This window comes from Klebsiella terrigena (assembly GCF_006539725.1).
Taxonomy (GTDB): domain Bacteria; phylum Pseudomonadota; class Gammaproteobacteria; order Enterobacterales; family Enterobacteriaceae; genus Klebsiella; species Klebsiella terrigena.
Window position 1 is genome coordinate 270,274 of sequence record NZ_BJNO01000003.1, and the last position, 23,284, is coordinate 293,557.

General features: G+C 53.2%; 17 protein-coding genes. 11 read left to right on the forward strand and 6 right to left on the reverse strand.

Going from position 1 to position 23,284, the window contains the following annotated elements; translation table 11 throughout:
• Positions 1 to 322: 322 nt before the first annotated feature.
• Positions 323 to 1,591 carry a dicarboxylate/amino acid:cation symporter gene (locus RTE01_RS06140; protein WP_041146402.1) on the forward strand — a complete coding sequence of 423 codons (1,269 nt, stop codon included), beginning with the start codon at positions 323 to 325 and terminating at the stop codon, positions 1,589 to 1,591.
• A gap of 318 nt (positions 1,592 to 1,909) precedes the next feature.
• Here the strand turns inward: RTE01_RS06140 and RTE01_RS06145 are convergent, their stop codons facing one another.
• The 5 genes from RTE01_RS06145 to yegD form a co-directional block, all read right to left on the reverse strand.
• A complete protein-coding gene (locus RTE01_RS06145; RefSeq protein WP_041146401.1) occupies positions 1,910 to 2,527 on the reverse strand; it encodes a response regulator transcription factor in 618 nt (205 codons plus the stop codon).
• A gap of 167 nt (positions 2,528 to 2,694) precedes the next feature.
• Complete coding sequence (locus tag RTE01_RS06150) at positions 2,695 to 2,826, reverse strand: small membrane protein (RefSeq protein WP_141334811.1); 132 nt, start codon at positions 2,824 to 2,826, stop codon at positions 2,695 to 2,697.
• Positions 2,827 to 3,203: 377 nt separating this feature from the next.
• Positions 3,204 to 3,902 carry a response regulator transcription factor gene (locus RTE01_RS06155; protein ID WP_041146400.1) on the reverse strand — a complete coding sequence of 233 codons (699 nt, stop codon included), beginning with the start codon at positions 3,900 to 3,902 and terminating at the stop codon, positions 3,204 to 3,206.
• A complete protein-coding gene (locus RTE01_RS06160; protein ID WP_255313508.1) occupies positions 3,899 to 5,794 on the reverse strand; it encodes a sensor histidine kinase in 1,896 nt (631 codons plus the stop codon). Before RTE01_RS06160 ends, RTE01_RS06155 begins: the two co-directional genes overlap by 4 nt.
• A gap of 472 nt (positions 5,795 to 6,266) precedes the next feature.
• Positions 6,267 to 7,619 (reverse strand): molecular chaperone, encoded by a 1,353-nt coding sequence (yegD, locus tag RTE01_RS06165; RefSeq protein WP_041146399.1) that lies wholly within the window; start codon positions 7,617 to 7,619, stop codon positions 6,267 to 6,269.
• A 135-nt stretch (positions 7,620 to 7,754) separates the two neighbouring features.
• On the opposite strand from yegD, the gene alkA reads away from it, so the two are divergent.
• From alkA to asmA, 4 genes are all read left to right on the forward strand, one after another.
• On the forward strand, positions 7,755 to 8,603 hold the full coding sequence (alkA, locus tag RTE01_RS06170) for a DNA-3-methyladenine glycosylase 2 (RefSeq protein WP_134527031.1): 849 nt from the start codon (positions 7,755 to 7,757) through the stop codon (positions 8,601 to 8,603).
• Between the two features lie 238 nt (positions 8,604 to 8,841).
• Complete coding sequence (gene udk / locus RTE01_RS06175; protein WP_041146397.1) at positions 8,842 to 9,483, forward strand: uridine kinase; 642 nt, start codon at positions 8,842 to 8,844, stop codon at positions 9,481 to 9,483.
• A gap of 90 nt (positions 9,484 to 9,573) precedes the next feature.
• Positions 9,574 to 10,155: a dCTP deaminase gene (dcd, locus tag RTE01_RS06180; RefSeq protein WP_041146396.1), complete on the forward strand. Its 582-nt coding sequence runs from the start codon at positions 9,574 to 9,576 to the stop codon at positions 10,153 to 10,155.
• A 27-nt stretch (positions 10,156 to 10,182) separates the two neighbouring features.
• The gene (gene asmA, locus RTE01_RS06185; RefSeq protein WP_134527028.1) at positions 10,183 to 12,030 is read left to right on the forward strand and encodes an outer membrane assembly protein AsmA; all 1,848 of its coding nucleotides are present in this window, start codon (positions 10,183 to 10,185) and stop codon (positions 12,028 to 12,030) included.
• 399 nt (positions 12,031 to 12,429) lie between these two features.
• On the opposite strand, the gene RTE01_RS06190 is transcribed toward asmA, so the two are convergent.
• Complete coding sequence (locus RTE01_RS06190; RefSeq protein WP_134528574.1) at positions 12,430 to 14,016, reverse strand: TerC family protein; 1,587 nt, start codon at positions 14,014 to 14,016, stop codon at positions 12,430 to 12,432.
• Positions 14,017 to 14,901: 885 nt separating this feature from the next.
• On the opposite strand from RTE01_RS06190, the gene galF reads away from it, so the two are divergent.
• From galF to RTE01_RS06220, 6 genes are all read left to right on the forward strand, one after another.
• On the forward strand, positions 14,902 to 15,792 hold the full coding sequence (gene galF, locus RTE01_RS06195; RefSeq protein WP_041146393.1) for a UTP--glucose-1-phosphate uridylyltransferase GalF: 891 nt from the start codon (positions 14,902 to 14,904) through the stop codon (positions 15,790 to 15,792).
• 462 nt (positions 15,793 to 16,254) lie between these two features.
• Positions 16,255 to 16,884 (forward strand): phosphatase PAP2 family protein, encoded by a 630-nt coding sequence (locus RTE01_RS06200; protein ID WP_134527025.1) that lies wholly within the window; start codon positions 16,255 to 16,257, stop codon positions 16,882 to 16,884.
• A gap of 1,028 nt (positions 16,885 to 17,912) precedes the next feature.
• A complete protein-coding gene (locus RTE01_RS06205) occupies positions 17,913 to 19,346 on the forward strand; it encodes a capsule assembly Wzi family protein (RefSeq protein ID WP_134527022.1) in 1,434 nt (477 codons plus the stop codon).
• A 123-nt stretch (positions 19,347 to 19,469) separates the two neighbouring features.
• Complete coding sequence (locus RTE01_RS06210) at positions 19,470 to 20,606, forward strand: polysaccharide export protein (protein ID WP_134527020.1); 1,137 nt, start codon at positions 19,470 to 19,472, stop codon at positions 20,604 to 20,606.
• 1 nt (position 20,607) lies between these two features.
• Positions 20,608 to 21,042 (forward strand): arsenate reductase/protein-tyrosine-phosphatase family protein, encoded by a 435-nt coding sequence (locus RTE01_RS06215; protein ID WP_134527015.1) that lies wholly within the window; start codon positions 20,608 to 20,610, stop codon positions 21,040 to 21,042.
• A gap of 19 nt (positions 21,043 to 21,061) precedes the next feature.
• A complete protein-coding gene (locus RTE01_RS06220; protein WP_134527012.1) occupies positions 21,062 to 23,236 on the forward strand; it encodes a polysaccharide biosynthesis tyrosine autokinase in 2,175 nt (724 codons plus the stop codon).
• Positions 23,237 to 23,284 lie beyond the last annotated feature (48 nt).

A 23,284-nucleotide genomic window follows, 5' to 3' on the forward strand; every position in this document is an offset into this window, starting at 1 on the left:
TCCCGGCACCGCCGGGCGGCCGTTTTCCCTCCTCAACCCGCTGCGCCGCGCGCATCGACGCAGCCTCTGCTGACCTTCCCCTCCGTCGGCGCATCTTCTTGCGGCATCCCGGCGGCAAAGTGCGAAGAAGATGCAGCGAAGTTGCATGATTAAGCACTTGATGCACATCAAGCATCCTGTCGACTTTTAGTTTAAAAAATAAAAAAGAGTTGTAACTGACGCGGCTTTTATTCAATTTATACGGCGAATGTTTTAGTGCACTTCGATAATAAAAATATATGTGCACTGAACGCGACGGGTTCATAAATCAGGGGTAATTTTAGTGGCCAGTGCAAACAAACTCACGCTCTTCATCGTTATCTTCATGCTGATGGGCATACTTTCCGGCGCGGCAATTCACGCCTACGCCTCCCCGACCGCCATCGTGGCATGGTCGGATAACATCACGCTCTTCACCGATATGTTTTTACGTCTGATCAAGATGGTGATTGCACCGTTGGTCTTCAGCACCCTGACCGTCGGCATAATGCGGCTGGGCGAAACCGCCACTATCGGTCGCGTAGGCGGTAAGGCGATGGTGTGGTTTGTCACCTCCTCGGTCCTCTCCATTCTGGTGGGATTAGTGATCGTCACCCTCTGGCATCCCGGCAACGGCCTGAATCTGGCGATCCCCAAAGAGTCCGTGGATACCGGGCTGGCGGTCAGCGGGATGAGCCTGAAAGGGTTCCTGTCGCATACCATTCCGACCAGCATTACCGAAGCGATGGCCAGTAACGAAATTCTGCAGATCGTGGTCTTCTCGATGTTCTTTGGTATCGCCGGGGCATCGCTGGGGGAGAAATTTAACGCCCCGCTGGTGGCCGCGCTGAACGTGGTCTCCCACATTATGCTCAAGGTGACCGGCTACGTGATGTACGTGGCTCCGCTGGCGATTTTTGCCGCTATCTCCTCGGTGATCGCCTCCCAGGGGCTGGGCATTCTGCTGAACTACGCCTCATTTATCGGCGGCTACTACGTTGCGGTACTGCTCACCAGCGCGGTGCTGGTGGCGGTGGGCTATATGGTGCTGAAAAAAGAGGTCTTCCGTCTGCTCAATATGCTGAAAGATCCGGTGCTGGTCGCCTTTACCACCAGCAGCTCGGAAGCGGCCTATCCGAAGACGCTGGAGCGGCTGGTCAGCTTCGGCTGCTCGCGTAATATCGTCTCCTTCGTTTTGCCCATCGGCTACTCCTTTAACCTGGTCGGTTCGATGGTCTACTGCTCCTTTGCCTCCCTGTTTATCGCTCAGGCGTATAACATCCACCTCAGCTTCAGCGAAATTACGGTGATGATGCTGACGTTGATGCTGGCTTCGAAGGGGATTGCCGGGGTGCCGCGTTCGGCGCTGGTGGTGCTGGCCGCGACGATCCCCAGCTTCAATATTCCGGTCGCCGGGATTTTGCTGCTGATGGGGATCGACCATTTCCTCGATATGGGGCGCTCCGCTATTAACGTGCTGGGCAACGGTATTGCGACAGCGATGCTGTCAAAAAATGAGGGTCAGCTGCAGGAAGAGGTGCCGGAAGCGGAGCCTCAGGGCGTTCAGGCCTGACGATGGCATACGCGCTCCCGGTGGAGCGCGTATTTCTTCCGGCGCGCGGGTGCGGCGAGATAAAAAGATGCCCCTAACAGGCACGCAAGGGGCGATGTGACGAAGTAATAATTCCCCGCTAGATACGTTGTTATTATTGTATAACCACGCGGTGAAGCGTCTTTATACCGGGGATGCGCTGATGTTATCCGCTGTCTGGCGAGCATGAGAAGCTATTTTTCCGCACGGCGCTTTTTTTAGGAATTGCCTCCCTGTGCAACCCCATAAATTCCTAAATTTAGACTCTGGGCCGCAAATATTCCCCGACGATGACGCGGGCTATCCTCTTTCTCTAAGTAAATTCATAAACTGAAAAAAGTCATGGTTGTTATTAAGCCGGTATTTTTCCATGATCTTACTTTTATGGTAGGTGGTCGTTTTGATACTCACCTTATTGATGGCGGATATTTTACCGATATCAAACCCGTGAATAAGACCGTGGGCGACCGCGACCTGCGAACGCGATAGCGTTTGGTGCGGACAGTGGTTGCAGATTAACCCGGGGTCCTTGAATAATTTAATCGGCGGATTTTCAGCGCTCTTGAGCACCTTTTCGATAATTGCCCGCATCTGCGCCACGCTGGCCGATTTGATAGCGAAAAAGATAACGTCTCTCAGGCAGTTGACGATGCCGGCCGGCTCCGGGAGGGCGTCGTAGCTATGCAGGATAATGACCGAGCTGCCGGGTTTGCGATTTTTTATCAGCGTATTGCACAGGTGAATTTCCCCCGGCAGAAGGTCGGCGAAAATGATGTCCTCGTGCGCCAGGGTATCGCTGCGCGAGGAGAAGTTCACCCGGATGCCGGGGCGATCCCGGGTGAGCTCATTCACCATGTAAACTAACGCATCGCGGATAAAGGCGCTGCGGGTGTTAAGCGCAATATTAATCGTTTTCATGGCGTGACTTCCTTTATAAGTCAACGTGACGCCATTGCGCGACCGGACCTCCGGCGTAGGCGATGGTTGCTGTGTGTGCTGCAGAAAAAAGCTGCGCATCGGCTTATTACCGCTGCCGGTTATTATTGGACGCATTATTTTTCGTGTTGCCCGAAATCCGCTGGGCGTTATTTTTTACGCCCGTAGGTAAACGGAATCTTTTGTTTTTTACGGTCCTTCAGATAGGACACCAGGCAGTAAACCGAAATACACAGACAAAATACGCACAGCAGCAGGGCGAACCCCGTTTGCATGTTCATGATGAATTTCCTTTATTTAAGGGCCTGTCGGGCAGGCTCTAAACGGTGTATGGCACAAAAAAAGGGGTGAATATTGCTCTACGCTGCCTGCTGCGCCGCGGTTAATGCTCTGGCAAAGCCAGGCAGGGCGGCGTTATCGTTATATTTACCTGGCGGCCGGTATCACGAACTGTGCCTGTCAGACCGTTCGCTAAAGGGGAGACACCGGCAGCCCGCGCTTGATGGCGCAAAATCAGTGTAAGAAAATTCCTAATCGGGGCGTCAGTCTCATTTCTCTCATTTCTCTCAAAAAGTGAGAAAAAATAACAACGACAGAAAAATGAATAACGTACCGGCAATGACGACGGCGCGGGAAGGGGCGCTCCTGTCCATCGAACTCAGGAAAGAAACGCCAGGCCTTTGCCGAAAATGGCGCGGATAGGCAGGCTGATACCGTGCAGCCGCGCCTTATGCCGCAGCCGGCTGATGACCACGTCGATGCGGTGCAGCTCGGGTTCCCCTTCGTCGGTGAAGAGCCAGGCATGCAGATCGACCTTGCTGCACACTTCATTGCGGTTGCGCATCAGGATCTCCATCAGCCGGTACTCCTGCTGCGTCAGCGGAAGGATCAGCCCCGACGGCGCCACCAGCCGCTCGGCCTGCAGCGTCCACGGAGAGGAGACCGCCGGGTCGGCCACTCGCGCCGGCGGCGCGGGCGTCACCGCCTGTTGCTCCTTCAGCCGCGCGCCCAGCGCATGGATGGTGTCCGCAAGGTCAGAAAAGTTAACCGGTTTAATCAGGTAGAAGTCTGCGCCGAGGCTTAACGCCTGCAGCTTGTCCTGCTGGTGGCCTCGGGCGGTAATGACGATCAGACCAAACTGGCCGAGCTGGTGCAGATACTCAAGCACGCTGAAGCCATCTTCGCCCGGTAGCCCGATATCGATTAATACAATATCAACCGGATCGGCGTGCAGCTGCCGCCAGAACGCCTCGGCGCTGCGTACGCCCCAGGCCGCAAACCCGCGGTGGCGGAGAAAAGCCTGCAGTTCGTCGAGTAAATCAGCGCTATCTTCAATGATAGCCACGCGTAATGTCATAACCTGGCCTTCTGCTGTTCTGTCAGGGGAAGCGTTAACGCAAATTCGCAGCCGGTCGGCGTGTTCGCCGCCAGCCATAAATCGCCGCCGTGGGCCTGGACTATTTGCCTGGCAACGTACAGCCCGAGGCCGGTACCGGCCGGAGACGCACCGTGGGTTCCGCCGCGTCGGTAGCGCTCGAAAATCAGCTCGATCGCTTCGCCGGCAATGCCCGGGCCCATGTCGCGGATCCTTATCTCGACGTGCCGCGCCTTTTGCGCGATATCGATGCTGATTTCGCCGCAGGGCGCATACTTCACCGAATTGTCGAACAGGTTGGCCAGCGCAACGCACAGCAGCCCGCTATCAATAAACAGCGTCGGCGAGGGGGCATCGGGCGCCACGAGCTGGCCCTCGAGCCTGATCCTGAGGTTGTGCTTCAGCGAGAGGTCCACCACCGTCGCCGCCATCTGGATCACCGGCAGCAGCGCCGCGTCCTGTTTATCGACGGAAAACGCCTCAGAGGAGAGCCGGGCATCGGCCAGGCAGTTATCGGTGAGCTGCACGAGGCGGGTGGTCGCCCGCTGCATGCGATCCAGCCGGGGCTCCTGCTCCAGGGTTGCGGCGCACAGGCGCAGGTTTTCCAGCGCGGCCTGGATAATCGCCAGCGGCGTTCTGAACTCATGCGCCACCATCCCCATAAACTGGCGCTGGTTAAAGCTGGCCTCGCGCTCGATGCGCAGCTCACGCGCCAGCTGCTGTTTCTGCAGCAGCCGGCGGTTTTCCGCGCGTACCCGCAGCACGGCGATGATCAGCACGGTGATGATATGGACGATCAGCGCGTACTGCCAGGCGGAGTAGATCGCTTGATGATAGGGAATAATGCCGTGTATCGAGAGCAATACCAGCGCCGCCGAGGCGACGTAGACCGGCGGCAGCAGGCCAAGGAGCAGCGTATTTAAGTCGATCGCTTTGCGCCTCCACAGCATCCAGGAGGTGGTCAGCAGCACCGGGGAGGCAATAAAGAATATCCCCGCCTCAATCTGCATCGCCAGGCCGTAAAAGCCCAGCGGAATGCTCAGCTGGAGCACGACGTTCAACCCCACCGCCAGCAGCAGCAGGCGATAAAGCCTGGGCATGTTCTTCTTCAGGTCGAACACTTCGGCGTGCAGCCACAGGGCGGTGGCGTAGCTGAGCAGCGACAGGCAGCTTATCATGTAGTCCTGAACGGGCAGCACCGCCTGGCCGAATAGCCACTCCGGATAGCCGTGCAGCGCCGCAACCAGCGGGTAGTTGAGGGAGAAGAGGCAGATCCCCCACAGCAGGCGACGGCGCAGCGCGATGGCCAGCCACAGGGCAATGCCGCTGGCAATAATGGCGAGGCCGAAATAGAAGCTCCAGAAGGCGGTATCGATGGTGGCCGACTGTACAAACTCCTCGGGGGAGGAGAGGGTCGCCAGCAGGATCAGGGTGCTGGTGCTCTGAAGATGGAACACCACCTCGTAGCCCGCAGGGCCCGGGGGCGGCGGAAAAATCAGTACGCTTTCGCGATAGTCGATATCGCTCTCCCTGGCCGGGGCGTGGTCGCCGAAGGTCTTGCGGATCCAGGGCGCAGCGCTGCCGGCCGGACGATAGAATACCGTCAGGTTGTCGACAAAAGAGGGGCCAACCTGCAGCCAGCGCGGCTCGCCGGCGAAGTAAGAGGCCGGCAGGGTGGCCTTAAGCCACCAGGCCTTGCGCGAGTAGCCAAAGGAGGGGATTTTGTGCAGCGGCTGCAGGTCACTCTCCGGCAGCGAAGCGAAGGTATCCACCGTCATTCTGCCATCGGCGTCGGCAAACCAGAAGACCGGAATATCAATTCCCAGCTGGTAGGTCTCAGCATGAGCCGGCGCCAGGGTCTGGAAATAGCTCAAAACGCCGCAGCAGACTAAAAAAAGGCACCTGAACCAGGCTGCCGGCTTAGCCGTAGCAAAAATAGCGCACACGCGATTCAATCACGCCCCCTTGCGGCATTATTAACGGTATTTTAAATAGCGCGACAGTGAATAACCGGCAGCGTAAATCCGCCGGGATCCCGGGGAAAATGCAGAGGTTCAGACGCGAAAGCATTTTGCTGACCCGACAGAGAATATTCCAGCTTTATTTCAGTTCGCCGTTTCTGTTGGTCATAACGGGCCAAAGCCTTGCAGCAGCGCCGCGGGCTTAGGGTATATCACGAATGAAAGAGGATGGGAGAGAGCATTTTGTGATATCAGGCGCCCGGAGCGGGCTGAGAATATCGTTTTATTTGCCGACGAGTTGGCCGATACGGGCGGCAGGAGAGTTTATTGCCTGCAACATTGACGGACGACGGGGCGGCCGAAGGTACGGCCGCCCGTCGCGGGGTTAGCTAAAGACCACCTGCGCCCAGCGGGCCAGACCGGCGGTGACCGAGCCAAAGTCATCGCCACCGGCAACGGGAATACCCGGCAGATGGGCCGCCAGCGCTTTCTTAATCAGCGGGGAGCGGGCGCTACCGCCGGTCAGATAGATGACGTCCGGCGTTTCGCTGCTGCTGTCCAGCGCGAGCTGAACCTGCTCCATGATCCGCGCCAGCGGCTGATTCAGCGCGGCTTCCAGCCCCTGCTGGCTGATGGCCGTCGCCAGGTCGGCGCTGATAAACGGCAGCCCGGCGGTGACGCTATCCTGCGCGGAGAGGGCAATTTTGCTCTCCTCGGCACCGCGTACCAGGCGATAGCCGAGGCGCTGGCGCCACACCTTGGTCAGCAGCGCAACCTTCTCGCCGTCGCGGGCGTCGCGGACTAAATCGTTGAGCAGCCTGCCGTTGGCGCTGCTGTAGAAATCGGTCTGCGCCGGGACGTCGTTAATCGCCACCGCGTTCCACCACGGCAGAACCGGCAGGGCAATCCCTTTTTCGGTTTCGCCGCCCATGCCGAGCAGCGGCATCAGGCATTTAAAGGCGAGGGCGATATCAAGATCGTTCCCGCCGACGCGACAGCCGCTGTGCCCCAGCAGGCTTTGCTGGCGATCGGCCTTCTGACGCCATTCCGGGCCCATCAGCAGCAGCGAACAGTCGGTCGTACCGCCGCCGATATCGACAACCAGCACGCGCTTTTCCGCGCCGAGCGTGGCTTCGAAATCGAGCCCCGCGGCAACCGGCTCAAACTGAAACACCACGTCGCGGAACCCGGCACGCTGCGCCGCGCGTTCGAGGATCCCCTGCGCCTGGGCGTTAGCCTCATTGCCGCCGAGCCCCTGGAAGTTAATGGGTCGACCAATGACCGCCTGGTCGATGGTCTCCGACAGCTGGGTTTGCGCCTGTTGCTTAATATGGACCATCATGGCGCAGACCAGATCTTCAAACAGCGCGACCTGCTGCGGCTTCAGGCCGCTGGCGCCGAGGAAGGATTTCGGCGATTTGACGAAGTACACTTCCTCCGGGTCATCGACGTACTGGTGCAGGGAGGCGAGACCAAACTGCACGCTGCTATCGAGAACCTCGATATCTTCCTCGCGGTTAAAGTTCATCGCGCGGCGCAGCAGCGCCTGATTTTCATCACCGTTGGTCGGGACGCTATGATGCCGGTAGAGCCACTCGCTGACCGCTTCGCGGGTCGGCGCAGAGAGCATTGAAGGCAGCAGCTTGCTGCCGTTTTCCAGCGTTAACAGCTGCGGCGTATTATCGCGCATTACGGCAACCGAACAGTTGGCGGTTCCGTAGTCAAAACCAATAAACATGACCTGAAAATCCCCATGCCAGTGAAGAAGGGGGGCGACTTTAGCGGATTGCCGCCACGGCGACAACTGGAATTTAAAAGCAAGGTGCGGCATCCGCACAGCGGCTATCATTGAGGCAATTCATCAGGAGAAACTATGACGCTATTACCCTGGCACCCGCCCTACGACGGGGAGTGGATACTCGGTTTTCTCGGCGCCCGCGCGGTTCAGGGAATCGAAACCTTTAGCGAAGGGCGCTACACCCGCAGCTTCTCCCTGGCGGGGCACGGCGGGCTGATAACGATCGCCCCGGACGATGCCGCGCAGGGGCTGCGGGTGACGCTCTCCGAGGGACTGCTGCCGGTTGCGGATGAGTGCCTGCGCCGCGTGGCGCGCATGTTTGACCTCGCCTGCGACCCGCAGGAGATTATGCTCGTGCTGGGCCCGCTGGCGCGGCCACGGCCGGGTCTGCGCCTGCCCGGCTGCCTCGATCCCTTCGAGCAGGCGGTGCGGGCGGTGCTGGGGCAGCTGGTTAGCGTAGCGATGGCGGCCCGGCTGACGGCGAAGGTGGTAGCGGCCTTCGGCGAGCCGCTGGCGCAGGCGCCGGGATATTTTCTTTTTCCGTCGCCGCAGAAACTGGCGCTGGCCGACCCGCTGGCGCTGAAGGCGCTGGGCATGCCGCTGCGGCGCGCCGAAGCGCTGGTTTATCTGGCGCAGGCGGCCATCAGCGGCGAGCTCCCGCTGACGGCGCCGAACGATATTGCGGCGGGGATGAAGCAGCTGCAAACCCTGCCGGGCATTGGCCGCTGGACCGCGAGCTATTTCGCCCTGCGCGGCTGGCAGGCGAAGGATATTTTCCTCGCCGATGATTATCTGATTAAGCAGCGCTTCCCCACCCTGACCCTGGCGCGTATTGCTCGCTATGCCAGCCGCTGGCAGCCGTGGCGATCCTATGCGCTGTTGCACATCTGGTACACCGAAGGGTGGAGCCCGGTCGCGGAATAGCCTAACGGGGCGCTTAGCGCTGGTATCGCCGCGCTGAAGCCCCTATAATTGCCGCGTTTGACGCTAAAACGTCACCCTTCCTGTACATAAAATCATTCGAGATGCGTCAAGGCGGCGGGGAAGTGAACCCCCGGAAGCGGGCTAAAGCCAGCGACCGAAGTGCACGACGCAGCTAACGCCGAGGCAGTTCGCAGGATGATGTGTATATATATCCAGGTTAATCAGGTCGCAAAAAGTTATGACTGATACGTCTCATCAGTGCGTCATTATAGGTATTGCCGGCGCATCGGCTTCGGGAAAAAGTCTTATTGCCAGCACGCTCTATCGCGAATTACGCGAGCAGGTTGGCGACGAGCATATCGGCGTTATTCCGGAAGACAGCTATTACAAAGATCAAGGTCATTTGTCGATGGAAGAGCGGGTTAAAACCAACTATGACCATCCCAGCTCCATGGACCATAGCCTGCTGTTTCAGCACCTGCAGATGCTGAAAAGCGGCCAGCCGATTGAATTACCGGTTTACAGCTACGTTGAGCACACGCGGATGCCGGAAACAATTCATATTGAGCCGAAGAAAGTGATTATCCTTGAGGGGATTTTACTCCTGACCGACGTGCGTTTACGCAATGAATTAAACTTTTCCATTTTCGTCGATACGCCGCTGGATATCTGCCTGATGCGCCGTATTAAGCGCGACGTTAACGAACGCGGGCGCTCGATGGATTCGGTGATGGCGCAGTATCAGAAAACCGTCCGTCCGATGTTCCTGCAGTTTATTGACCCTTCCAAGCAGTATGCCGACATCATCGTGCCTCGCGGCGGTAAGAACCGCATTGCGATTGACATTCTGAAGGCCAAGATCAGCCAGTTCTTTGAATAACACTAACGAATTGTGTAACGTGCAAAGAGAACCCATATTGCCCTTATCCCCGGAAGGTGTGAGGGCGCGATGCCTTAAAGGAGAAAGCTCATGCGTCTGTGCGACCGAGATATAGAAGCCTGGTTGGATGAGGGCCGGCTATCCATCAGCCCGCGTCCACCCGTTGAGCGCATTAATGGTGCGACCGTCGATGTCCGCCTGGGCAATAAGTTCCGCACCTTTCGCGGCCACACGGCGCCGTTTATCGACCTGAGCGGGCCGAAGGCGGAAGTGAGTGCGGCGCTGGAGCGCGTGATGAGCGAAGAGATCGTGCTGCCGGAAGGTGAAGCGTTCTATCTCCATCCGGGCGAGCTGGCGCTGGCGGTTACCTTTGAGTCAGTGACTCTGCCTGCGGATCTGGTGGGCTGGCTGGACGGACGTTCGTCGCTGGCGCGCCTGGGGCTGATGGTTCACGTGACCGCCCACCGCATCGATCCGGGCTGGTCGGGCTGCATCGTGCTCGAGTTCTTTAACTCCGGCAAGCTGCCGCTGGCGCTGCGTCCTGGGATGCCGATCGGCGCACTGAGTTTTGAACCGCTGTCCGGCCCGGCGGCCCGTCCCTATAACCGCCGTGAAGACGCCAAATATCGCGACCAGCAGGGCGCGGTGGCGAGTCGAATCGACAAGGATTGATAACGTAAGCGGCTTGCTGAGGGTGCCATGAGACGAATTCTGACGACGCTGATGATCTTACTGGCGGTAGTTGTCGCCGGGCTTACCGCATTGGTATTGCTGGTCAATCCCAATGATTTTCGCGCCTATATGGTGCACAAGGTGGCGGAGCGTAGCGGTTATCAGCTCAAACTCGATGGCCCGCTGCGCTGGCACGTCTGGCCGCAGCTGAGCATCCTGTCCGGGCGCATGACGCTGACGGCGCCCGGCGCGGCCGAACCGGTGGTTCGCGCCGACAATATGCGCCTCGACGTGGCGCTGCTGCCGCTGATTTCCCACCAGCTGCAGGTTAAGCAGGTGATGCTTAAAGGCGCGGTTATCCAGCTGACGCCAAAAACGGAAGCGGTGCGCGATCTGAATGCGCCGGTGGTTCCGCACGACAACACGCTGCCGCAGGTGTCGGAAGACAGCGGCTGGTCCTATGACGTGCGGAAGCTGCAGGTTGTCGACAGCGTGCTGTTCTTCCAGCACGAAAGCGGCGAGCAGGTGACGGTGCGCGATATCCGTCTGCAGATGGATCAGGATCAAAATCATCACGCGACGCTCGATTTCTCCGGGCGGGTCAATCGCGATCAGCGCGACCTGGCGCTCTCCTTCTCCGCCGAGGTGCAGGGCGGCGATTATCCGCACTCCCTGCAGGCCGAAATTACCCAGCTTAACTGGCAGCTGCGCGGCGCCGAGCTGCCGGCTAACGGCATTAGCGGTCAGGGCAGCCTGCAGGCCAGCTGGCTTGAGGATCAGAAAAAGATCGGCTTTGATAAGCTGAATCTGACGGCTAACGGCAGCACGATTTCCGGCAGTGCCAGCGTGGTGCTGGGCGAGCAGGCCGACTGGAAGCTTAATCTCCACGCCAGTACGCTGAACCTCGACAGCCTGCTGACGCACACCGAGACCGCCGGCGATAGCGCGGCAAGCCAGCAGGGGCAAAGCCAGCCGCGGCAGATGCGTCCGGTGATTGCCGATAGCGACATTCAGCAGGATTACGATAGCCTGCGCGGCTTCAGCGCGCATATGGCGTTGACCGCCGATCGCCTGCAGTGGCGGGGAATGAACTTTACCCAGGTTAAGAGCGATATCACTAACCAGCAGGGGCTGCTGACGATTAATCAGCTGCAGGGCGAGCTCGACGGCGGGCTTATCTCTCTGCCAGGCACGCTGGATGCGCGCAAGGATACCGCTGAGGCTTCTTTCCAGCCAAAACTCGATAACGTCGAGATTGCCACCATCCTTAATGCCTTTAACTACTCGTTGAACCTCACCGGTAAGCTCTCGCTGGCCGGCGATTTTTCCGGTCAGCGTATTGATGCTGACGACTTCCGCCGCAGCTGGCAGGGGCAGGCGCATCTGCAAATGAGCAATACCCGCACCGAAGGGCTCAACTTCCAGCAGCTGGTACAGCAGGCGGTTGAGCGCAGCACCAACGTGCAGGCGCAGGAGAACTACGATAACGCCACCCGTCTCGACTCCATGAGCAGCGACCTGCTGCTGGATAAAGGCGAGGTAACGCTGAAGAGCCTGCAGGGGCAGTCTGAGCTGATGGCGCTTACCGGACAGGGCGGCTTGAATCTGCTGAAAGAAGAGTGCGACATGCGCTTTAACGTCCGCGTGCTTGGCGGCTGGAAAGGCGAGGGTAAGCTGATCGAACGACTCAAGCAGACGGCGATTCCGCTGCGAATCTACGGTAAATGGCAGGCGCTGAGCTACAGCCTGCAGGTTGACCAGATTCTGCGTAAGCAGCTGCAGGATGAGGCGAAGCAGCGCCTGAACGATTGGGTTGAACGCAATAAGAATAGCCAGGATGGCAAAGACGTGAAGAAGCTGCTCGATAAGCTTTGACCGCTTTGACCTGCTGCTGGACTCCCGGATAGCGGCGTAACCGCCTTATCCGGGCTACGCGATCGTACTCGCCCCGTAGCCCCGGTAAGCGCTGCGCGACCGGGGGACGCGGGCTATATGCTGAACGCGGGTTTAACGGTTATCACCAGGGGCTGTCCCGGATAGCGGCGCAAGCGCCTTATCCGGGCTACGCGATCGCATACGCTTCGTAGCCCCGGTAAGCGCAGCGCGGCCGGGGGAAGCAGAAGCAGGCCAGATGCTGAATGCGGGTTTAACGGTTATCACCAGGGGCTTTCCCGGATAGCGGCGCAAGCGCCTTATCCGGGCTACGCGATCGCATACGCTTCGTAGCCCCGGTAAGCACAGCGCGACCGGGGAGTATCTGGTGGCTACGGGCAATTACACTTCGTAATTCAGCTCATCGTCATGCACCGGCGGTGGGATTATCTGTACCTTCTGCACCCGGTGGCTTTCAACCTGCAGGGTGCGCAGAATATAATCGCCAATCTTAACCTCTTCCCCTGCTTCAGGCACATGCTGGAGATATTCCATCAGCAGGCCGGCGATGGTGTGATATTCGCGCTTATCATCGATCGGCAGGGGAACGTACTGGACTAAATCTTCGAGCGGCATATGGCCGTTGACCGTCCAACTGCCGTCAGGGGCCCGGGTAATATCGTGGCGGGCGTCAATCTCTTCCGCCTCGTTCGGCAGATTACCGGCAATCGTTTCCATCACGTCGCTCAGCGTCACCAGCCCCTCAACGGAGCCGAATTCATCGACCACGAAGGCAAAGTGGGTGCGGGCATGACGAAACTGCTCGAGGGCGGGAAGCAGCGGCAGCGTTTCGGGGAACACCAGCGGCTGGCGCAGCAGAACGCGCAGGTTGAGCGGCTCGTTGCGCAGGGACTGCTGCAGCAGGTCGATAACGTGCACCACGCCGAGCAGGTCTTCGTCATCTTCCCCGCCGGTGACCACCAGCCGGGTATGCTGGTTTTTCTCCAGCAGCGCGCGGATTTCAGCTTCCGGCGCGCTCATATCGATATGCTCGATATCATGGCGTGAGGTCATAATGCTGCTGACGGTGCGCTGGTTGAGGTTAAGCACCCGCTCAATCATCCGCCGCTCCTGGGGGTTGAACAGCGGGCCGTCCTGCTGATTGACAATGAGCGCCGCGTTGTCGGTATTCAGCTCGGCGTTTTCCTTATGCCCGCTCAGCAGGCTCATCACCGCTTCCGTGGTGCGCTGGCGAAGCGTCAGATTGGCCGAGAGGAAACGGCGGCGATTGAACAGTGCCAGCTGGTTGAGCGACTCAATGATCACCGAGAAACCGATCGCCGCGTACAGATAACCTTTCGGGATTGGGAAGCCAAATCCTTCGGCGATGAGGCTAAAGCCGATCATTAACAGGAAGCTGAGACACAGGATAACGATAGTCGGGTGGCTGTTAACGAAGCGGGTCAACGCTTTGCTGGCAAGCAGCATCAGGCTTATGGCGATAACCACCGCCGCCATCATTACCGCCAGATGATCGACCATGCCGACCGCGGTAATCACCGAGTCGAGCGAGAATATGGCGTCCAGCACCACAATCTGCGTCACTACGCCCCAGAACCGCGCGCCTTTGCGTTGAACGGGATTATCGCTGTCCTTGCCTTCGAGGCGTTCGTTAAGCTCAACCGTGGCTTTAAACAGTAAAAATAGCCCGCCAAACAGCATGATCAGGTCGCGCGCGCTGAAGCTCAGGTCATGATAGGTCAGCAGCGGCTTTGTCAGGGTGACTAGCCAGGATATCGATGCCAGCAGCAGCAGGCGCATCAGCATGGCCAACAGCAGGCCAATGACGCGGGCGCGGTCGCGCTGAGCGGGGGGAAGTTTTTCGGCAAGAATCGCGATAAACACCAGGTTATCAATCCCGAGCACCAGTTCAATAACGACAAGCGTTACCAGACCGGCCCAGATTGAGGGGTCGGCAATCCATTCCATCATTCGTTAAAACCTTTACAACATAAGCGTGCCATACGTCGATCATGGATAAGCGACTGCTAAATTGCAACTCGAATTATGTCGTATACGGTCCTTCAGACCCCGCCGCCACTGAGGTCGGAGACAAATAAAAGTAATCGTGATGAATATTCCAGCGGGTGAAATATAAACGTTATGACTTATATTTATGCGAATTAATCGATTTATAAGCGATTGAAATCAGGGGTGCCGCCGGGAGAGGGCTTATTGTGGCTCTGAGCGCCAGCGGCGTTATATCGCGGCTCACTGCCGGCTATCGTCAGCGCGATAGCTGGTGTCGCGGTACGAGGTGCAGGCAGCTATTTTACTACATCAGGGCGTTGAATAGTTTTTCCTACTACCTATTCGCGTGGCTTGTGATATATCCGTTTATATATGAGGATATTGGTAGATTTATATGGTGACTGGAGGCGTATTGTCTGGTCAGGTATAGGGTGAATATTTCAAAATATCTCAACTTCACGCTCATTTTAACGCAGCGCTGAGCGCTATTCAGCGAGCGGCTTCTGCGCACCTTGATTATAAAATATTGTTTTATATCAACCACTTGGTGTTATTTTGCGTTTACTGATATATAGCTTAATCTTATGAGTGGAGATGGAAGGATAAGTAGGGTGCATCACGATGAGCGCGCATTGCGATCCAACGAAATAAATGGCATAAGAATTTTCTTAAATCGGCCTGTCGGCCATCGTACTTTAAGTGTATTCTCTGGTTAAACGCGTAAATTCAGAATTTGACGGGAAGTCGGGCCGGTCGCAAACCTGTATTATCAGCAATAAATGCCGTTGATACATGCGGTCTGACAGGCATAAAAAGATCTATAACTTACGGATGGATATGAGAATGGCGAGTTTGAAAGCGGTTATTCCGGTAGCAGGGTTAGGTATGCATATGTTACCGGCAACTAAGGCGATCCCCAAAGAGATGCTGCCGATCGTCGATAAACCTATGGTTCAGTACATCGTTGACGAAATTGTTGCCGCCGGCATCAAGGAAATTGTGCTGGTTACCCATTCATCCAAGAATGCAGTTGAAAACCATTTTGATACCTCCTACGAGCTGGAAGCGCTGCTTGAACAGCGCGTGAAGCGCCAGCTGCTGGCCGAAGTGCAGGCTATTTGTCCGCCGGGCGTCACCATAATGAACGTACGTCAGGGGCAGCAGCTTGGTTTAGGCCACTCTATCCTTTGTGCGCGCCCGATTGTTGGCGATAACCCGTTTGTTGTCGTGCTGCCGGATATCGTATTAGACGATGCCAGCGCCGATCCGCTGCGCTACAACCTTGCGGCGATGGTTGCCCGCTTTAATGAAACGGGGCGTAGCCAGGTTCTGGCGAAGAGAATGCCCGGCGATCTGGCTGAGTATTCGGTAATTCAGACCCGTGAGCCGCTGGAGACAGAAGGGCAAATCGGCCGCATTGTCGAGTTTATCGAGAAGCCGGATGAGCCGCAGACCCTCGACTCCGACCTGATGGCCGTAGGCCGTTACGTTCTTTCCGCCGACGTGTGGAGTGAACTGGAGCGCGCTGAGCCGGGCGCATGGGGCCGTATTCAGTTAACGGATGCCATCGCAGAGCTGGCGAAAAAGCAGTCCGTCGACGCTATGCTGATGACCGGCGAGAGCTACGATTGCGGTAAGAAGATGGGCTATATGCAGGCATTCGTTAATTACGGACTGCGTAACCATAAAGAAGGTAACAAATTCCGCGAGAGCATTAAGAAGCTGCTGGCCTAACAGCGTGAAGGCGGCAGCGTAAAAATAGCGGGCTACGGAAGCAAAATTAAGAAGGTAAATCCCTCGATGCTTCTGTAGCCGGTTAGATAGTCTTTAGCCTGAAAGAAATATTTATCTAAAAAACATAAATAATCAATGTGTTAGCGGTTTTAGATAAGCATTTCACTGAATTTATGCGAAATAAGCCCTGTGGAACAGATTGTGCGCGGATAACGGCAAGACTGCGTAATGGTCAGACGAGCAGAATTTAATCTTAATGAAGAACTACTTAGTAGGATTATTCTTAAAACAGATGCGTAGTCACGGCGAACATAAAAAAATAAAACTTGACTGAGATCATACTTACGCATTAAACAACGGTTATGCATGCATAAAAATGTGAAGTTTATGGGTATGCATGCCCACATAAACATCGTGGAAAAACGCTATGAACAGGAGATATCGTCAAAGGATGAAAAGTAAATGAGCTGGCAATTTGTCTCCTTTTTTGGCGATAGCACCGTGCTGTTACCTAGCGCGGCGGTACTGTTGATTGTGTTGTTCCTGCGGGCTCCATCCCGGCAGGTGGCCTGTCACTGGGCACTCTTGTTCGGTATCACTGGCGCAATCGTTAGCGCATCTAAACTGGCCTTTATGGGCTGGGGCATCGGAATTCGGGAACTCGACTTTACCGGTTTTAGCGGACATACCGCTCTGTCAGCCGCATTTTGGCCGATATTCTTATGGCTTCTTTTCTCTCGCGCTACAACAGGAGTGCGTCGCGCCGCCGTCGTAGTGGGCTATGCCCTTGCGGCGCTGGTGGGGTACTCCAGATTAATGATTCACGCCCACTCCACCTCGGAAGTGGTCGCAGGCCTGCTGCTTGGTGCGAGCGGCAGCGCATTGTTCCTCCTGCTGCAATCGCGGACATTGCGGGCGGAGAATGTACAGCTTTCTTGGAGCGGGGTGTTCAGCGTAATGATGATCCCCGTCCTGCTGCTTAACACTGGCGTAAAGGCGCCCACCCAGTCCTTACTGGGTGAGATTGCGGTGAAGATTGGCCCGCTGGAAAAGCCCTTTACCCGCGCGGATCTGCATAAGTACTTTTATTGATCGCACCGAAGACAGGCGTTGAGCTTACGGGCATCGCTAAATATCCCGGACACAGCGATAGCGTCAGGATAGCTGCAGATTGATTTAGCGGGCTTAAGCGGATTCATCTTCGTGAAATAAATAACTGCTACTACATCCTGTGCAATATCCATGATTTTTATAATGCTTGTGAGATGATTCCTAAATAGAGCGATAAGATTAACGTCTGATTTTAAATTAAGTTTGTCAAGTATAATCATCAAACTAGATCTATTAGATTTTGTAGTTGACCGGAGCGGATAGTGAATGAATTCATTCGCGCTAACAGTTAGGTAAAGCGTTTTAAAACAATGAGTTGCGTTGTTTTATCGTCTACGGCGAATGTTAAGGGACTAAATTTTAGGATGCTACTGAATAAGCTTAATGCTAAGCGTGTGTTTAGATTTAGCATCAAGGTAGATGGGTTTTAATGAGTGAATAATTTTCATTTGCTCTCCCATTTGACGGCAGAATCTCGTAAACTTGATGCCGCTAAAATTATAGTAAGTGATTAGTTATTCGACAGACATGAAGTCGGTCATTTGGCTTAAAAAGGAAGTACAGTGCATTGGTAGCTGTTAAGCCAAGGGCGGTAGCGTTTCCGAAAGTACTCGAATCCTTTCAGCAAGGCCTTCTTCAGGCGTTCGAAATTCCTAAAACCTGTCTCGGCAGGTGAATAACGTAACGGCCCGTATATACTGAGTCGCTTTCAGAGAATAGCCGGTGCGATCTGCAGCAACGTGCCAGCCAAGGCAAAACCCAGCAAAGAATAGTTCTTGATAACGCTACGCGCGTTTTTTGCTTGCATTATATGCGATATGAACGATTATCAACCGCTGAGGCGGCGACGTTTCACCGATGATTCACTCTATCGCTCCCCGGTGACCGTTGCTGCAGTATAGATGTGACACAAACATACTGAAGGCTGGCGTCAGAGTACGCTCTCAATACCTACATTCCCCGCAACTATGTCTGTTTGCCGGTGGGGCTAAAAAAATGGATCTTGTATAATGATGAAAATTGCGCGTATCGCACTTGCTCTCGGGCTGCTTACCTCGGTGAGCTCGCCGGTTTTTGCCGCTGGTCTGGTGACGAATGATAACGAGCTGCGTAACGACCTGTCGTGGCTATCCGACCGGGGCGTTATCCAGCTTAGCCTTTCAACATGGCCTCTGAGTCAGGAAGAGATTACCCGCGCATTGAAGAAGGCAAAGCCCTCCTATTCGTCAGAGCAGGTTGTCCTGGCGCGCATTAACGAACGCCTCTCTTCCCTGAAAGCTGATTTCCGTGTCAGCGGCTATACCTCGACAGATCAGCCCGGAACGCCGCAGGGCTTTGGCCAAAGCCAGCCCGCGGATAACTCGCTCTCGTTGGCCTTCAATAATAGCGGCGAATGGTGGGACGTTCATCTCCAGGGAAATGTTGAAGGCGGAGAGCGTATCAGCAACGGCTCTCGCTTTAATGCGAATGGTGCCTATGGCGCCGTGAAGTTCTGGAACCAGTGGCTGTCGTTTGGCCAGGTCCAGCAGTGGTGGGGCCCTGGTTATGAAGGCAGCCTGATCCGCGGCGACGCCGCCAGGCCGATGACCGGCTTTTTAATGCAGCGTGCCGAGCAGGCCGCACCGGAAACCTGGTGGCTGCGCTGGATTGGCCCGTGGCAGTATCAGATCTCTGCCAGCCAGATGAATCAATATACCGCAGTACCGCACACCAAGATCATCGGTGGCCGGTTGACCTTCACGCCGTTCCAGTCGCTTGAACTGGGTGCGTCACGCATTATGCAGTGGGGTGGGGAAGGGCGGCCGCAGTCTTTCAGCAGCTTCTGGGATGGCTTCACCGGGCAGGATAATACAGGCACGGCGAATGAGCCGGGGAATCAGCTGGCAGGCTTTGATTTCAAGTTCAAGCTTGAACCAACGTTAGGTTGGCCGGTAAGTTTCTACGGACAGATGATCGGTGAAGATGAGGCTGGCTTTTTACCTTCAGCAAACACCTTCCTCGGTGGTGTTGAAGGGCATCATGGTTGGGGTAAAGATGCTGTTAACTGGTACGTAGAAGCGCACGATACCCGCTCTAATATGAGCCGTACAAATTATGTTTATACCCACCATATTTATAGAGACGGCTACTATCAGCAGGGCTATCCGCTGGGTGATGCAATGGGCGGTGATGGACAGTTGTTTGCCGGAAAAGTAGAACTGGTTACAGAAGATAACCAGCGCTGGAGTACGCGCTTAGTCTTCGCGAAGGTTAATCCCGAGAATCAATCGATTAATAAGGCGTTTCCACACTCAGATACATTGAAAGGTGTACAGTTAGGATGGAGTGGGGATGTATATAAGACGGTGCGCCTGAATACTTCACTCTGGTATACCGACGCTGAACATAGTGACAGCGATGATGTAGGTGCAAGTGCAGGGATCGAAATCCCGTTTAGTTTATAGGCTGAATGCTGCGAATTTTAAAGGGAAAGAGATGTTTTCTTCCTAAAGTCGGTATGAAATAAACTGACGAATTGAAAGCGGTTCAGGTATTAACAAATTTTGGTTTACTGATGATGTGACATTATGAAGAAAAAAATTGTTAGATTTTCGGCATTAGCATTGGCAATTGGGTTTTTAGCGGGTTGTACTATCCTTCCTGGCCAGGGATTAAATAGCCTGCGCAAAAATGTGGTTGAACTACCGGATAGCGATTACGATCTGGATAAGTTAGTTAACGTTTATCCTATGACGCCGGGCCTAATCGACCAACTACGGCCAGAAACGGTAATGGCGCGTTCCAACCCACAGTTAGATAACCTGCTGAGAAGCTATGAGTATCGAATTGGCGTCGGCGATGTACTGATGGTAACCGTTTGGGATCACCCAGAGTTGACTACGCCCGCAGGACAGTATCGCAGCGCAAGCGATACCGGCAACTGGGTTAATTCTGATGGGACAATCTTCTATCCTTATATAGGCAAAGTCCAGGTTGTAGGTAAAACTTTGGCTGAAGTAAGGCAAATAATTGCTAGTCGCTTGACTACGTACATTGAAAGTCCTCAGGTTGATGTCAGTATTGCTGCATTTCGTTCGCAAAAAGTTTATGTGACAGGTGAAGTAACAAAATCTGGCCAACAGGCAATTACAAATATACCTTTGACAGTTATGGATGCAGTTAATAGCGCAGGTGGTCTTGCACCTGATGCTGACTGGCGCAATGTTGTTCTCACTCATAATGGTAAAGACACAAAAATTTCATTATATGCATTGATGCAAAAAGGGGATTTAACCCAAAACCATTTGCTATATCCAGGTGATATTTTGTTTGTACCACGCAATGATGATCTGAAGATATTTGTGATGGGTGAGGTTGGTAAACAGAGCACTATGAAAATGGACCGTAGTGGTATGACTCTTGCTGAAGCTATAGGGAATGCGGAAGGGATATCTCAGGCAATGAGTGATGCAACAGGTGTATTTGTTATCCGCCAATTAAAAGGGGATAAACAAGGCAAGATTGCGAATATCTACCAGCTCAATGCTCAAGATGCCTCTGCTATGGTATTAGGGACTGAATTTGCGCTACAACCTTATGATATTGTCTATGTCACAACAGCCCCACTCGTACGTTGGAACCGAGTAATGACCCAGTTAGTACCGACAATTACTGGTGTCCATGATATAACTGAAACCACCCGTTACATCAAAACGTGGCCATAATATGTTCAACTCTATCCTTGTTGTATGTACTGGAAATGTGTGCCGGTCTCCAATAGCGGAGCGACTGCTGCGCAAGCAGTTGGTTGGAAAGAAGGTCGATTCAGCCGGTGTCGGTGCACTAGTCAATCATTCTGCCGATTCCTCAGCCATTGCAATTGCAGAAGAGCACGGGTTGTCATTAAGCGGGCATAAAGGGCAGCAATTTAGTTCGAAAATGGCGAGAGAGTATGACCTGATATTAGTCATGGATAAGTCTCATATAGAACAATTGAACAGGATTGCACCAGAGGTTCGTGGGAAAACATTGCTTTTAGGTCATTGGATTGATCAAAAAGAAATTCCCGATCCTTACAGACAAAGCAAAGAAGCATTCGAGTTTGTATATCAGCTAATTGAGCAGAGTTGCAAACTTTGGGTACAAAAACTGAACAGTTAACTCTTTAGGAATTTCGTGCATGCCTTCTGAAACGCCGATAAAAAATACAACCCAACAGAAAACTGAAATTGATATCGGTAGACTAGTTGGTGAAGTTATAGATCATCGTAAATTAATTATCAGTGTCGTGGCAATCTTTGCGACGATTTCGTTGGTATACGTGCTTTTTGCAACACCAGTATACCAGGCTAACGCATTAGTGCAGGTTGAGCAAAAGCAAGGAAATGCTATCCTTGATAGCTTGACCCAAGCATTGCCAACAACCCAGCCTAAGTCAGACCCAGAAATATCACTGCTTTTATCTCGTATGATTCTAGGGAAAACAGTTGATGATCTGAATCTGCAGGCACAAATTGAGGAAAAGCATTTCCCATTATTTGGGAAAGGTCTGAGTAGAATCTCAGGAGGATCTGATGGACGTATTTCAGTAAGCAATTTCAATCTGATTTCTTTGAATAAGAATCATCCTAAAATTGAATTGGAAGTTATTGATAACAAATCATTCATGATTACAAATGATGCTGAAGAAATAAAAGGAAATGTTGGAGAGTTAATAGATAATGGAAATTTATCTATTAAGGTTAACAGTATTGATGCTTTACCTGGAAGTGTATTTGAAATCACATATTTGAGTAAATTGGACGCAATCAATAATATCCAGAACTCATTTAAAGTTGAGGATCAAGGCAGAGATACAGGGATGCTTAGCCTCACACTTACTGGTGAGGATCCAATTTTAATTAAAAGGATTTTGGACAGCATTAGTAAAAATTATCTGGAGCAGAATATTGATAGACAAGCGGCACAAGATGCCAAAAGTCTTGAATTTTTGGGTAAGCAATTACCAAAAGTTCGCAATGATCTAGATAAAGCTGAAAATATACTAAATGCTTATAGGCAAAAGAAAGATTCTGTAGACTTATCTTTAGAAGCAAAATCAGTCTTGGATCAAGTTGTCAACGTTGACAATCAGTTAAATGAGTTAGTTTTCCGTGAAGCAGAAATATCACAGCTTTATACGAAAGAACATCCGACATATAAAGCATTAGTTGAAAAAAGAGAAACACTAAATCAAGAGAGAGCTCGGCTAAATAAACGTGTAGCTTCAATGCCCGAAACACAACAGGAGATTTTGCGATTAAGTCGCGATGTAGAATCTGGTCAAGCCGTATATATGCAATTGTTAAATAGACAACAAGAGCTTAGTATCGCAAAATCAAGTGCAATCGGTAACGTACGGATTATTGACCCTGCAGTGACTGAACCAACAGCAGTTAAACCTCAAAAAATTGCGATTATCGCAATTGGAATAATTGCAGGCTTCTTTGTATCTGGGTGGATTATTCTTCTCCGTATCTTACTAAGAAAGGGCATTGATTCACCTGCCCAATTAGAAGAAAATGGCATTAATGTCTATGCAAGTGTCCCAATTTCTGATTGGTTATATAAAAATAGCGACAATGCTGGGAAACTAGGTATTAATAAAGCGCATCATCATAAAGCTTATGGTTTATTGGCGGTTGAAAATCCGGCTGATTTAGCGATCGAAGCAATAAGGAGCCTTAGAACGAGCCTCCATTTTGCTATGCTAGATGCTGTAAATAATGTATTAATGATCTCTGGTGCGAGTCCGAATGCTGGTAAAACATTCGTAAGTAGTAACCTTGCTGCTGTTATGGCTCAAGGAGATCGAAAGGTCATTTTTATAGATGCCGATTTGCGCAAAGGATACGCTCATAAGATATTCGGTTTACCAAATGATATTGGCTTATCTGAATATTTATCCGGTTCTGCAGATATAAAGCGTGTTGTTAAAAGAGTAGATTCTGGTCAATTTGATTTTATCAGCAGGGGAACAAATCCGCCTAACCCAGCAGAATTGTTGATGCGTGGAAATCTCGAAGAACTAATTGAATGGGCTTCTAAAAATTATGATCTCGTGATTGTAGATACGCCACCAGTTCTTGCTGTAACGGATCCAACAATAATATCCAGATGTGCAGGTACGACATTAATGGTTATCAGACATGAGGTAAATACTTTACCTGAGGTTGTGGCAGCAATAAAACGTTTCGAAATGAATAATGTTAGTGTCAAAGGTGTAATTCTTAATGCTGTAGTTAAACGCGCAACTAACTATTACGCGTATGGATATACTAATTATACATATGACTACACTGATAAAAATAAGTAAATGTAGGTTCGAAATGTCAGCCAGAAATGGCTGGCATTACCTTTACTA

Excerpts from the sequence above, each read along its gene's own strand:
- RTE01_RS06145 (WP_041146401.1), bottom strand. The coding sequence starts at position 2,527 with ATGAAAACGATTAATATTGCGCTTAACACCCGCAGCGCCTTTATCCGC.
- RTE01_RS06150 (WP_141334811.1), bottom strand. The coding sequence starts at position 2,826 with ATGAACATGCAAACGGGGTTCGCCCTGCTGCTGTGCGTATTTTGTCTG.
- RTE01_RS06155 (WP_041146400.1), bottom strand. The coding sequence starts at position 3,902 with ATGACATTACGCGTGGCTATCATTGAAGATAGCGCTGATTTACTCGAC.
- yegD (WP_041146399.1), bottom strand. The coding sequence starts at position 7,619 with ATGTTTATTGGTTTTGACTACGGAACCGCCAACTGTTCGGTTGCCGTA.
- alkA (WP_134527031.1), top strand. The coding sequence starts at position 7,755 with ATGACGCTATTACCCTGGCACCCGCCCTACGACGGGGAGTGGATACTC.
- udk (WP_041146397.1), top strand. The coding sequence starts at position 8,842 with ATGACTGATACGTCTCATCAGTGCGTCATTATAGGTATTGCCGGCGCA.
- dcd (WP_041146396.1), top strand. The coding sequence starts at position 9,574 with ATGCGTCTGTGCGACCGAGATATAGAAGCCTGGTTGGATGAGGGCCGG.
- asmA (WP_134527028.1), top strand. The coding sequence starts at position 10,183 with ATGAGACGAATTCTGACGACGCTGATGATCTTACTGGCGGTAGTTGTC.
- RTE01_RS06190 (WP_134528574.1), bottom strand. The coding sequence starts at position 14,016 with ATGGAATGGATTGCCGACCCCTCAATCTGGGCCGGTCTGGTAACGCTT.
- galF (WP_041146393.1), top strand. The coding sequence starts at position 14,902 with ATGGCGAGTTTGAAAGCGGTTATTCCGGTAGCAGGGTTAGGTATGCAT.
- RTE01_RS06200 (WP_134527025.1), top strand. The coding sequence starts at position 16,255 with ATGAGCTGGCAATTTGTCTCCTTTTTTGGCGATAGCACCGTGCTGTTA.
- RTE01_RS06205 (WP_134527022.1), top strand. The coding sequence starts at position 17,913 with ATGATGAAAATTGCGCGTATCGCACTTGCTCTCGGGCTGCTTACCTCG.
- RTE01_RS06210 (WP_134527020.1), top strand. The coding sequence starts at position 19,470 with ATGAAGAAAAAAATTGTTAGATTTTCGGCATTAGCATTGGCAATTGGG.
- RTE01_RS06215 (WP_134527015.1), top strand. The coding sequence starts at position 20,608 with ATGTTCAACTCTATCCTTGTTGTATGTACTGGAAATGTGTGCCGGTCT.
- RTE01_RS06220 (WP_134527012.1), top strand. The coding sequence starts at position 21,062 with ATGCCTTCTGAAACGCCGATAAAAAATACAACCCAACAGAAAACTGAA.